This is a genomic window from Bradyrhizobium genosp. L, assembly GCF_015624485.1.
Lineage (GTDB): Bacteria > Pseudomonadota > Alphaproteobacteria > Rhizobiales > Xanthobacteraceae > Bradyrhizobium.
This window is the reverse complement of record NZ_CP061378.1, coordinates 3,438,675-3,451,324: the sequence shown is the minus strand read 5'-3', so window position 1 is coordinate 3,451,324 and position 12,650 is coordinate 3,438,675. Positions and strand designations below refer to the sequence as shown.

Genomic DNA, 12,650 nt, shown 5'->3' with positions numbered 1-12,650 from the left:
GCAGATCGAACCGCAATGTGAAGCACGCCCGGCCGCCTGGATGCAACATCCGATAACGTCCCCGTCAACAGGCCGCCGGCCACGGCCGGTCCTGGCCGCCCCGGCTGGCTTTGGCAATTTCTTCCCCTTGATGATCCGGAGTTGACCGCATGAAGAAAATCCTGCTCGGCCTGGCCGCATTGGTCGTCGTCGCGGTCGGCGGCTTCTTCGGGTTCGACCTCTATGTCCAGCACCGGGTGGTGCGCGGCGTCGAGGATGCCTTCGAGCAGGTTCGCACGCAGGGCGGCAAGGCAAGCCACGGCCGGATTTCCTTCGACCTGCTCAAGCGCACGCTGAGCATCGGGGACATCGCGCTGGAAAGCGCCACGCAGCCGCCGTTCCGGATCAAGGCGAGCAATGTGATGGCCCACGGTGTCAACGCGTCGGACACCGCGCGCTTCTCGGCGGAGAGCATCGAGGCCAACGACGTCGAGGTGAGCGCCACGATCAGCGGCCAGCAGACCGTCCTGATCGCCTACAAGGCGCCGCAGGTCACGGTGAAGGATTACTCCGGACCGGCCGGGCAGTCGCAACTACCGGCCTCTTCGTCGCCGGTTGATTTGTACCGGTTCGGCTTGCAGAGGCTGGCAAGCGTCACCGCCTCGTCGATCACGGCCCCGACCGTGACGGCGGCAATGACATTCGATGTCGCGAAGCCGGGCGCCGGCGAAGGCGCGTTGACCTATTCGGGCATTGCCATCGAGAACATGAAGGACGGCAAGATCGCCTCCAGCAAGGTCGACAAGGCTGCATTCACGATCAACGCGCAGCCGGCAGGCAAGCCGATCACGACAACCGGCTATATCGCCGACATCGTCACGACCGATATTGATGTCGGCGCGATGGCCGCGATATTCGATCCGGCCAAGGCCAGCGATGATCGGGACTACCGGATTCAGGGACATGTCTCAGCCGGTCCCTATGAGCTCACCACCACGACCACGCCTCCCCTCTCCATGCGGATCGACGGCGTGACCACGGACAACATCAGCATCAATCCGTCACGGATGCAGCTGCCGGCGCTGCTGGCAATGATCCCGCCGCCGGGGAGTCCGCCGCCGTCTCCTGCCCAGGCGCGCGAGCTGCTGGAAAAAATCGCGGGCCTCTATTCGGGCATCGGAATTGGCAATGCCGAGATGCATGGGCTGTCATTTGAGACGCCCCAGGGGCCGTTCAAGCTGGCTTCGATGCGGCTTAACCTCGAACACGGCAAGATCGGCGAGCTTGCCGCCGAGGGCTTCGACGGCCGCAGCCCCAACGGGCCCTTCAAGCTCGGACGCTTCGCGCTGAAATCGCTCGACATCGCGAGCTTCATGCGGCTGACGGCGCAGTTCGCCGGGCAGAAGCCCACGCCCGAACAGGCGCTCGCGCTGTTTCCGCTGATCGAAGGCGCCGAGGTCAAGGGCCTGGTCGCGCCCTACAAGAACACGGGAAAGCCGCTCAGTATCGACGTGCTCAGCCTGGATTGGGGCCAGTTCGTCGGCACGATCCCGAGCCGGCTACATCTGGTTGCAAAGCTGTCGGGGCCGCTCGATGCGGCCGACGCCACCCAGCAAGCCCTGGTCGCGGCCGGACTCAACCGCATAACCGTCGATGCCGATCTCGGCGCCGCATGGACCGAGGCGTCGCACGCGTTTGCGCTGGAGCCGGTCAAGTTCGAGATCGGCGGCCTCGCCGACGCACAGGCGCGCCTTTCGCTCGCCAACGTGCCACGTGAGGCGTTCTCGCTCACGCCGCAGTCGATGGCGGTGGCGGGTCAGATCGAGGCAGGCCCGATCGAGTTCACGCTGCGCGATCTCGGCGGCGTCGATATCGCGGTCGCCAACTACGCCCGCACCCAGAATGTCGGCCGCGACGAGGCGCGCGCTGCGATCCTCGATAGCATCAAGGCGCAAGGCGCGCCGCTCGGCGCCGACAATCCCGACATCGCCGCCCTGATCGCCGCGATCGGCCGCTTCGTCGAGACGCCGGGCCAGACGCTGGTCATCAAGCTGACCCCGCGCGCCAAGGCGCCGGCCCTGCAACTGATGCAGTTGCTCAAGACCGACCCGCCATCGGCGCTGGCGCAATTCAAGATCGAGGCGTCGACGGGATTGTGACACTTCCCCCTCGCCCCGCTCTTGGGGGGCGAGGTGAACGACGCCTACTTGCTCGGCAGGTTCGTCCTGATGTGCAGCTCCTTGAGCTGTTTCGGCGTCGCTTCCGACGGCGCGCCCATTAGCAAATCCATCGCCTGCTGGTTCATCGGGAACAGCGAGATCTCGCGCAGATTGTTGGTGCCGCACAACAGCATCACGATGCGGTCGAGGCCAGCCGCCATGCCGCCATGCGGCGGCGCGCCGTACTGGAACGCACGGTACATGCCGCCGAAGCGCTCGACGACTTCCTGCTCGCCATAGCCCGCGATCTCGAACGCCTTCACCATCGCTTCCGGCTTGTGGTTGCGGATGCCGCCGGAGGCGATCTCGTAGCCGTTGCAGGCGATATCGTACTGGAACGCCTTGATGGTCAGAGGATCCTGGCCCGTCAGCGCATCGAGGCCGCCCTGCGGCATCGAGAACGGGTTGTGCGAGAAGTCGACCTTCTTGTTCTCCTCGTCATACTCGTACATCGGGAAGTCGACGATCCAGGCGAGCTCGAACCGATCCTTGTCGATCAGGCTCAGCTCCTCACCGAGTTTGGTGCGCGCAAGGCCAGCGAACTTCCAGAATTTCTCGGGATCGCCGGCGACGAAGAACGCCGCATCGCCCTCCTTGAGGCCGAGCTGATCGCGGATCGCAGCGGTGCGTTCGGGTCCGATGTTGTTCGCAAGCGGACCCGCGCCCTCGCCGCCCTCGCGCCACATGATGTAGCCGAGGCCGGGCTGGCCCTCGCCCTGCGCCCAGGAGTTCATGCGGTCGCAGAAGGCGCGCGACCCGCCGCCGGTGCCCGGGATCGCCCAGACCTGGTTCTTGGAATCTTCCAGCATCCGCGCGAACACCTTGAAGCCGGAGCCGCGGAAATGCTCGGAGACTTCCTGCATGACGATCTTGTTGCGCAAATCGGGTTTGTCGGAGCCGTATTTGCGCACGGCTTCCGCGAACGGAATCCGCGGCCAGTTCTTGGTCACCGGCTTGCCCTTGGCAAAGTCCTCGAACACGCCCGTGATGACGGGCTCCATCGCAGCGAAAACATCGTCTTGCGTGACGAAGCTCATCTCGACGTCGAGCTGGTAGAACTCGCCCGGCAGGCGGTCGGCGCGCGGGTCCTCGTCGCGGAAACACGGCGCGATCTGGAAGTAGCGGTCGAAGCCCGACATCATCAAGAGCTGCTTGTACTGCTGCGGCGCCTGCGGCAGCGCGTAGAATTTGCCGGGATGGATGCGCGACGGCACCAGGAAGTCGCGCGCGCCCTCCGGCGAGGATGCGGTGAGGATCGGCGTCTGGAATTCGAAGAAGCCCTGCTCCTTCATCCGCTTGCGCATGGAATCGACCACCGCGCCGCGGGTCATGATGTTCTGGTGCAGCTTCTCGCGACGCAGGTCGAGGAAGCGGTACTTCAGCCTGATATCCTCAGGATATTCCTGCTCGCCGAACACCGGCAACGGCAGCTCCGCCGCCGGGCCGAGCACCTCGATCTCCTTGACGTAGATCTCGACCATTCCAGTCGGCAGTTCCGGATTGTCGGTGCCGGCGGGACGGCGGCGCACCCGGCCGTCGATCCTCACCACCCATTCGGAACGGAACTTCTCGACCTCGGCGAACGCCGGCGAGTCCGGATCGGCCACGCATTGGGTGATGCCGTAGTGGTCGCGCAAATCGACGAACAGCACGCCGCCATGGTCGCGGACCCGGTGAACCCAGCCTGAGAGCCGGACCGTCTGGTCGATATCGCTCTCACGGAGCGCGCCGCATGTGTGTGACCGGTAGCGATGCATAGTCGTTCCAAAAAACTGATGTCGAAGGAGAATCGGCGGGCTTTCAGGCCGGTGCCGAAGTTGCGGAGGGTTTACCCGAGCCCGCCCGGGGCGGCAACCAAGGGAACGGCCGCTTTTGGCCCAAAACCGCAGATTTTCCGGCTATCGGCCGCGAGATGTTTGCCTATTCCTCCCGCAGCCCTATCTTCCTGGCATGACCATCCATTTCCCGTTCCAGAACACCTATGCGGCGCTGCCGGCGAACTTCTTCGCCCGGGTCGCGCCGACGCCTGTGGCCTCGCCGCGGCTGATCAAGCTGAACCGGCCGCTCGCGGTCCAGCTCGGGCTGGACCCGGACCTGTTGTCGACATCAGAGGGCGCCGAAATCCTCTCCGGCAAGCGGCTGCCTGACGGCGCCGACCCGATCGCGATGGCCTATGCCGGCCACCAGTTCGGCAACTTCGTGCCCCAGCTCGGCGACGGCCGCGCCATCCTGCTCGGCGAGGTCATCGACCAAAACGGCGTCCGCCGCGACATCCAGCTCAAGGGCAGTGGCCCCACCCCGTTCTCTCGCCGCGGCGACGGCCGCGCCGCGCTCGGCCCGGTGCTGCGCGAATTCATCGTCAGCGAGGCGATGTTCGCGCTTGGCGTTCCGACCACGCGCTCGCTTGCGGCCGTGATCACCGGGGAGCGGGTCCAGCGCGAAATCGCGCTGCCCGGCGCGGTGCTGACCCGTGTGGCCTCGAGCCACATCCGCGTCGGCACCTTCCAGTTCTTCGCCGCCCGCGGCGATACCGACGGCGTCCGCGCGCTCGCCGACCACGTCATCGCCAGGCACTATCCGGAGCTGAAGGGCACCGCGCAACCCTATCACGGCCTGCTCGCCGCGATCGTGGCGCGGCAGGCGTCGCTGGTCGCGCGCTGGCTCCTGGTCGGCTTCATCCACGGCGTGATGAACACCGACAACACCTCGATCTCGGGCGAGACCATCGACTACGGCCCCTGCGCCTTCCTCGACGCCTACAATCCGGCGCAGGTGTTCTCCTCGATCGACGAGATGGGCCGCTACGCCTACGCCAACCAGCCGCGCATCGCGCTGTGGAATCTGACGCGCCTTGCCGAGTGCCTGCTGCCGCTGCTCGACAGCGACACCGATAAGGCCGTCGAACAGGCGCAAACCATCCTGGGCGAATTCCCGGAAAAATTCACCGCCGCCTACCAGGCGGGGCTGCGCGCAAAAGTCGGCTTCTACGCTGCGCGCGATGGCGATGAGGCGCTGATCCAGGACCTGCTCGACGCGATGGCAAAAAACGGCGCCGACTTCACGCTAACCTTCCGAAAGCTCGCCGACGCCACAGCCGATGATGCCGCCGACGTCCGCGCTCAGTTCACCGATCCCGCTGCCTTCGACGAGTGGGCCGGCCGCTGGCGCGCCCGCCTTGCGCTGGAGCCGCACGACGCCGCCGAACGCAAGGCCGCGATGCAAGTCGTCAACCCGGCCTTCATCCCGCGCAACCACCGGATCGAAGCGGTGATTGCGGCTGCCGTCGACAATGACGACTACGCGCCGTTCGAGGAGCTGCTGACGGTACTGGCGAAGCCCTACGAGGATCAGCCGCAATATGCCGCCTACACGGAGCCGCCGCTACCCGAGCAGCGCGTGATGCGGACATTCTGCGGGACGTAAATCGCGACTCCCGTAGGATGGGTAGAGCGCAGCGAAACGCATCTTACACGCGCTCCCGTCGTGAGCATTAACTCACCTTGCACCATGCCGCACGCCCGGCCGCGGTAACCATAAGGCTTAACAACCCCTCAACGCTCCCCCGACAAATCTAACGGTTTGGTAATGGGGGAGAAGGCCCGTGGACGCGTTTGCATTTGAATTCATGGGAATGGCGATGATTGCGCTGTGCCTCGTCGTGCTCGCGATGCCCGCGGCGCGCCGGCCGTCGAAGCGGATGGGCTACGAGTAGGATTTTGCAGATTTGTAGGGCGGATTAGCGTCAGCGTAATCCGCCTCTTCCCGGGAATGCGGCGGATTACGCCTTCGGCTAATCCACCCTACCAGGCGTCCGCGGGTGCTAGGGGTGGCAAACGCCCCGCCACCCACCTGATTCCCCGCCATGCCCGAGACCGCCTCCTCGCTGATCCACCCCGGCTGGTTCTGCGCGATCGCGATCCTGTTGTGGGCCACCAGCCTGCTGCCGGAATTCCTCACTGCGCTTTTGTTCTTTGCCGCGGTCGCCGTCTTTCACGCAGCGCCGCCGGACGTGCTGTTCTCCGGCTTCCAGTCGGAGGCGTTCTGGCTGGTGCTCGGCGGCTTCGTGATCGGGACTGCGATCCGCAAGGTGGGGCTGGCGGACCGGATCGCCAGCATGCTCGCCGGCCGCCTCACCGGCTCCTGGCTCAGGATGGTCGCCGGCGTCATCGCGCTGACCTATGCGCTGGCCTTCGTGATGCCGTCGAACATGGGGCGCATCGCGCTCCTGATGCCGATCATCTTGGCGCTGGCCGATCGCGCCGGCCTCGCTGAGGGATCGCCGGGCCGCAATGCGCTGGCGCTCGCGGTCGGCTTCGGCACCTACGAATTGTCCGCGTCGATCCTGCCGGCGAATGTGCCGAACCTGATCATGACCGGCGCTGCCGAACGCGCCTATGGCGTGCAGTTCGACTACATGTCCTATCTCGTGCTGCATGCGCCCGTCGTCGGCATCCTCAAGGGCTTCGTGCTGATCCTCTGCCTGGTCTGGCTGTTTCCGGCCGCGCCGCGTCCGATCGAGAGCTGCAATGAAGCAAAGCCGATGAGCAGCGCCGAATGGCGGCTGTCGATCATCCTGCTCGCCACGCTGGCCTTCTGGATGACGGATTCCGTGCATGGCGTCCGCCCGGCCTGGGTCGGGCTGGTGTCGGCCTGCCTCTGCCTGTTGCCGCGGATCGGCTTCCTCTCCGGCGAGGAATTTGCCGCCGGCGTCAATGTCCGCACCTGCGTCTATCTCGGCGGCATTTTGGGACTAGCTGCGGTGGTTGCCTGGTCAGGCCTCGGCAAGAGCATCGGCGATCTCATCATCCCGCATCTGCCGCTCGATCCCGGACAGCCGGCGGCGGATTTCGCCTCGATGATCGGGCTCGCCAGCCTGCTCAATTTCGTCGTCACCGCCAACGGCGTGCCGGCCGTGTTCACACCGCTGGCCGCCTCGCTCGCCGCGCACACCGGCCTCAGCCTGCCGACCGTGCTGATGTCGCAAGTCTTCGCCTACGGCACGCCGCTCTTGCCCTATCAGGCCGCGCCGATCGTCGTCGCCGCCGGCATGGCCAGGGTGCCGACAGGTGCCGCCGTGAAGATGTGCCTGATCGTCGGCGCGATCTCGTTCGTCGCGCTCGGCCCGCTCTATCTCGTCTGGTTCAAGCTGCTCGGCTGGATCGGCTGAGCCGGCGGTGATCCGCGGTGCCACCGGGATGCCTCAATCGTGAACGGCCGCCGACACGTTTCGAAACGGTGATTAAGCGGGTTTTCACGCCTCACACGTCAAATTGCCGGCTTATGTTCCCGGAGCGGCGATGCCGGAAGGCCAGCTAAAGAAGGATACGTCAAGGGTCCCCCTGCTCGACCTGCTGCGGGTCGCCGCGGTCGGTGCTGTCGTCCTCTATCATTACGGCTTCTGGGGTCCGGCGTCGCACGGCATCACCCAGGTTGCGATGCCGTTCCTCGCCTCGATCGCCCAATACGGCTTCCTGGGCGTGCCGGTGTTCTTCGCGATCTCAGGATTCGTCATCGCCTATTCGGCCGAAGGCAGGACGCCGGTCGGCTTCGCGATCGCGCGCTTCAGCCGGATCTATCCGACCTTCGTGATCTGCATGACGCTCACCTTCGTCACGACGCTGACGTTGGGCAGCACGTATTTCGACGTGACCTGGAAGCAATGGCTCGCAAATTTCGCGATCGCAGCGCCTGCCTTCGGCCAGCCCTATATGGACGATGCCTACTGGTCGCTGGTCATCGAGGTGATGTTCTATGTCTGGGTCGCGGCATTCCTTGCCTTGCGCATCTTCCCGCAACGGATCGACACCATCATCGTGGTGTGGATCGCGATCACCTTTTTCAACGAACTGACGATCGACGCTCCGATCTTCGAAAAACTGTTCGTCGCCGACGACAGCGGCTTCTTCGCGGTCGGGCTGCTGATCTACGAGCATTACCGCGGCCGGCGCGACGCCCGGCTCTACAGCCTGCTGACGCTGGCGATGGGAACGGCGGCGTTCCAAGCGGTGCACAAGCTGGAGCGGCTCGGCGTCCATACCCATGCGAGCTTCGATGCCCGCGTCGTCGTGGCGATCTGCCTCGTCTCGCTCGGCATCGTCTTCCTGGCCACCCGCGTCAAATCGCTGCCGTTGCCGGCCGCGCTCGTCACCGCCGTCGGCGGCATCACTTATCCGCTCTACCTTCTGCACCTGCAGCTCGGCTACGACGTCCTGCTCGCGGTCGCGCCGGACCAGCCGTCCGTGCCCTGGACGATGACCGTCATCGCCGCAATCGTGTTGCTGGCCTGGTTCGTCTGGCGCGTCCTCGAACGACCCGCGCATGATCTTATCCGCGAGAACCTGACCGCGCTGGCATCGCGGCTCGGCTGGCCCTCGCGCGTTCGCCACGCCGGCGAGCAACAGGCACCTGTTCGTTTTTTCCGAATGTTCTCTTGACCTCGTCCGGCCTGAGCGCAATTGCGCACATGGTACGCCGCGGCCAACATGCGCATGCGCGGGTGATGACACCGCGGTGGTTGCTAGTGAAGCGAGAAGCGACTACCCGCAACGTCGTCCTGGCAAATGCCAGGACCCATTACCCCGACAGCCTGCTGAGGCACGATGCTGGAGCCAACAGTCCCGTTCACAATCACATTCGGTGGTTATGGGTCCTGGCTTTCGCCAGGACGACACGGCCATTTGCGTATCCAAAGACCTTGAGATGAGGCCCAAAATCCCCCTTGAATCCCCTCCCCATGCCGGCCAAAATCCCCTGTCCCTCGCTCCGCGCAGGGCCAAAATCCCAGCAAGACCCTTGACATAGCTGCCCTTTCGGCAGAACGCGTGTGCTCAAGGCGTCATGGACACTTCATGGATCTGATTAGCACGACCTCCGAACTCGCAGCCGCCTGCGGCCGGCTCGCCACCCACAAGGTCATCACCGTCGATACCGAGTTCTTGCGGGAGACGACCTATTACCCGTTGCTCTGCGTCGTGCAGATGGCGAGCGCAGACGAAGCCGTCGTGGTCGACGCCCTGGCTCCGGGCATCGACCTCAAGCCGTTCTTCGAGCTGATGTCCAATGAGGCCGTGCTGAAAGTGTTTCACGCCGCGCGGCAGGACATCGAGATCGTCTGGCACCTCTCCGGCACCATCCCGCACCCGATCTTCGATACCCAGGTCGCTGCCATGGTGCTCGGCTATGGCGACAGCATCGCCTATGACGCGCTGGTCGATCGGGTCACTGGGCATCGCCCCGACAAGACCCACCGCTTCACCGACTGGTCGCGCCGGCCGCTCTCCGAAGAGCAGCTGCATTATGCGGTCTCCGACGTTACCCATCTGCGCGAGGTGTTCGCCACCCTCGACGCCGACCTGAAGAAGCGCGGCCGCAGCGACTGGGTCAGCGAGGAGATGGAGGTTCTGACCTCGCCGAAGACCTACGACTTCCATCCCGAGCGCGCCTGGGAGCGGCTGAAGACCCGGGTCCGCAAGCCGCGCGAGCTCGCCGTGCTGATCGAGGTCGCGGCCTGGCGCGAGCAGGAGGCGCAGAGCCGCGACGTACCGCGATCGCGCGTGCTGAAGGACGACGCGGTCGGCGATATCGCCACCCACGCGCCGACCTCGATCGAGAAGCTCGGCAATCTGCGCTCGATGCCCAAGGGGTTCGAGCGCTCGAAATGGGGCGCGGACATCATCGCCGCCGTGCAGCGCGGGCTCGCCCGCGACCACGCCGAGCTGCCGAAGCTGGAGAAGCCGCGCAACAATTCCAATGGCGCGGCCACCGTCGAGCTGTTGAAGGTGCTGCTGCGCATGACCTCCGAGCGTCATGGCGTCGCCAGCAAGGTGATCGCGACCGTCGACGATCTCGAGCAGATCGCGGTCAGCGATCAGGCCGATGTCGGCGCCCTGCACGGCTGGCGCCGCGAATTGTTCGGCGAAGCCGCGCTCAAGCTGAAGCACGGCGAGCTCGCGCTGGCGATCGACAAGGGCCGCGTGGTGCGGGTCGACCGGGGCTAGCGCATGATCCGGAAAAGCGTGAAGCGGTTTTCCGAAAAGACCATGCTCGAACAAGGAGCTAAAGCGCGATGACGATTCATCCCGATCTCATCGCGCTTTAGCGCCGTGTCGGCCAGTGGCCGAACGATGCTGCGGCGGTTCCGCGCCCCGGTTGCGTCCCGCGAAACTTCCCCGGCGGGGCCGACGCTTGCGAATTTGCAACTTTCGTGTTGCAATCCCGTTGCAATCGGATTGCGGTCGTCGGACTGCGCGTTTCGCGACGTTGACGACCCAGGGCCTGAAGATTTCGGACTTGAAGACTTCGCACTTGAAGACTCGAGACTTGAACAGACACCCCGAAGCCCGTTTGTGGCGTGGCACGTGCAAAGCACGGCCGCGTCTTTTTTGTATCTAGAATGGGAGAGAGACGATGCCGAAGGGTACCGTCAAGTGGTTCAACCCGACCAAGGGCTACGGGTTCATCAAGCCGGACGCCGGCGACAAGGACGTCTTCGTCCACATCTCGGCGGTCGAGCGCGCGGGGCTGTCCACGCTCAACGAAAACCAGACCGTCGAGTACGATCTGGTGGAGAACCGCGGCAAGGCGTCGGCGGAAAATCTCAAGGTTCGCTGAACGCCGGCGCGGTCTGCGCCCAACATCCTGACAGCTCCCCCGGCCGTATCGCGCCGGGGGATTTCCTCGTCCGCGGCGTCGCCTCAGCGCGCCGGCGCGATCAGCGTGCTGTCGGTGGCCGCGCTTCCCAGCGTCCTGCAGAGATCGCCGTCGAGCTTCAGCCGCCCGCTCGCCAGCAGCCGCAGCGCTTCCGGGTAGATTCGATGCTCGATGGTGATGACGCGCGCGGCCAGCGTCTCCGGCGTGTCGTCATCGGCCACGGTGACCGCGCCCTGCATCACGATCGGCCCCGCATCGGTCTCCGGGATCACGAAATGCACCGTCGCGCCGGACAGCTTCACGCCCGCGCGCAAGGCCTGGCCGTGCGGATCGAGGCCGGGGAAGCAGGGCAGCAGCGAGGGATGGATGTTGAGCATCCGTCCGTACCAATGCCTGGCAAAATCCGCGGTGAACAGCCGCATGAAGCCGCCGAGGCAGATCAGTTCGACCTTGGCCTCGTCGAGCGCCCGCTGCAGCACCACCTCGAAGCCGGCGCGATCCTTGCCGAACGGCTTGCTCTCGATAACGACGGTCGGGATGCCGCTCGCGGCCGCCCGCTCCAGCCCAGGCGCGTTGGCCCGGTTGGAGATCACGACCGCGATCTCGGCCGGAAAATCCGCAGCCTTCGCGGCCTCGATCAGCGCCGCCATGTTGGAGCCGCGGCCGGAGATCAGGATGGCGACGCGGCGCTTCATGCGGAGAGATCGAGATGACCGTTGTAGACCACGCGATGCTCGCCGCTCGCCTCGATGACCTCGCCGAGCAGCGTCACGGCCTCACCGCTTTCGGTGAGGATTCCGCTGACCTGGTCGACCGCATCCGGCTTGACGATCGCGATCATGCCGATGCCGCAATTGAAGGTGCGCAGCAGCTCGAGCTCGGCGATGCCGCCCTGCTCCGCCAACCATTTGAACACCGGCAGCACCGGCAGCAGCGGCAGATCGATGCCGACGCCGAGATGCTTCGGCAGCACGCGCGGGATGTTGTCGGTGAAGCCGCCGCCGGTGATGTGGGCGAGCCCCTTGACCGCGCCGGTCTCGCGGATCGCGCGCAGGCAGGATTTCACATAGAGCCGGGTCGGCGTCAGCAGCGCCGCGCCGAGCGTCATGACCGGCGCGAACGGCGCCGGCGCGTCATAACCGAGCCCGGACTGCTCGACGAGCTTGCGCACCAGCGAGTAGCCGTTGGAGTGCACGCCGGAGGACGCCAGGCCGATCACGGCATCGCCGGGCGCGATATCGCCGGTCGGCAGCAAGGTGCCGCGCTCGGCGGCGCCGACGGCAAAGCCGCCAAGGTCGTAGTCGCCATCCTTGTAGAGCCCCGGCATCTCAGCGGTCTCGCCGCCGATCAGCGCGCAGCCGGATTCGCGGCAGCCCTCGGCGATGCCGGCGACGATCGCCGCCGTGGCCTCCGGATGCAGCTTGCCGCAGGCGAAGTAGTCGAGGAAGAACAGCGGTTCGGCGCCCTGCACGACGAGGTCGTTGACCGACATCGCGACCAGGTCGACGCCGATGCCGCTGTGGATGCCGGTCTCGATCGCGATCTTGAGCTTGGTGCCGACGCCGTCGGTCGCCGCGACCAGGACCGGATCCTTGAAGCCGGCGGCCTTGAGGTCGAACAGCCCGCCGAAGCCGCCGATCTCGGCGTCCGCGCCGGGGCGTGCGGTGGCCCGCACCATCGGCTTGATCAGGTCGACCAGCCGGTTCCCGGCGTCGATGTCGACGCCCGAATCCGCGTAGGTGAGCCCGTTTTTGCGCTCAGTCATGCCAAATTCCAGATGATCAGGGGCTGGTTACGAGGAAT

9 protein-coding genes are annotated in these 12,650 nt (G+C 65.5%); 6 read left to right on the top strand and 3 right to left on the bottom strand.

All coding sequences use genetic code 11. The annotated features are described in order from the left end of the window. Positions 1–149: 149 nt before the first annotated feature. Positions 150–2,138 (top strand): hypothetical protein, encoded by a 1,989-nt coding sequence (locus tag IC762_RS16100; RefSeq protein WP_195789745.1) that lies wholly within the window; start codon positions 150–152, stop codon positions 2,136–2,138. Between the two features lie 44 nt (positions 2,139–2,182). On the opposite strand, the gene aspS is transcribed toward IC762_RS16100, so the two are convergent. Beyond that, the gene (gene aspS, locus IC762_RS16095; RefSeq protein ID WP_195789744.1) at positions 2,183–3,955 is read right to left on the bottom strand and encodes an aspartate--tRNA ligase; all 1,773 of its coding nucleotides are present in this window, start codon (positions 3,953–3,955) and stop codon (positions 2,183–2,185) included. 193 nt (positions 3,956–4,148) lie between these two features. Between aspS and IC762_RS16090 the strand changes: the two genes are divergently transcribed. The 5 genes from IC762_RS16090 (at position 4,149) to IC762_RS16070 (ending at position 10,808) form a co-directional block, all read left to right on the top strand. Further along, positions 4,149–5,621 (top strand): protein adenylyltransferase SelO, encoded by a 1,473-nt coding sequence (locus IC762_RS16090; protein ID WP_195789743.1) that lies wholly within the window; start codon positions 4,149–4,151, stop codon positions 5,619–5,621. Between the two features lie 439 nt (positions 5,622–6,060). After that, on the top strand, positions 6,061–7,365 hold the full coding sequence (locus tag IC762_RS16085) for an SLC13 family permease (RefSeq protein WP_195789742.1): 1,305 nt from the start codon (positions 6,061–6,063) through the stop codon (positions 7,363–7,365). 130 nt (positions 7,366–7,495) lie between these two features. Further along, positions 7,496–8,632 (top strand): acyltransferase family protein, encoded by a 1,137-nt coding sequence (locus IC762_RS16080; RefSeq protein WP_195789741.1) that lies wholly within the window; start codon positions 7,496–7,498, stop codon positions 8,630–8,632. A gap of 414 nt (positions 8,633–9,046) precedes the next feature. Continuing rightward, positions 9,047–10,195, top strand: a complete 1,149-nt coding sequence (gene rnd / locus IC762_RS16075) for a ribonuclease D (RefSeq protein ID WP_195789740.1) — start codon at positions 9,047–9,049, stop codon at positions 10,193–10,195. A 409-nt stretch (positions 10,196–10,604) separates the two neighbouring features. After that, positions 10,605–10,808 (top strand): cold-shock protein, encoded by a 204-nt coding sequence (locus tag IC762_RS16070; RefSeq protein WP_195789739.1) that lies wholly within the window; start codon positions 10,605–10,607, stop codon positions 10,806–10,808. 83 nt (positions 10,809–10,891) lie between these two features. On the opposite strand, the gene purN is transcribed toward IC762_RS16070, so the two are convergent. Beyond that, a complete protein-coding gene (purN, locus tag IC762_RS16065) occupies positions 10,892–11,542 on the bottom strand; it encodes a phosphoribosylglycinamide formyltransferase (RefSeq protein ID WP_195789738.1) in 651 nt (216 codons plus the stop codon). Then, complete coding sequence (gene purM / locus IC762_RS16060) at positions 11,539–12,612, bottom strand: phosphoribosylformylglycinamidine cyclo-ligase (RefSeq protein WP_195789737.1); 1,074 nt, start codon at positions 12,610–12,612, stop codon at positions 11,539–11,541. Before purM ends, purN begins: the two co-directional genes overlap by 4 nt. Between the last annotated feature and the right edge of the window lie 38 nt (positions 12,613–12,650).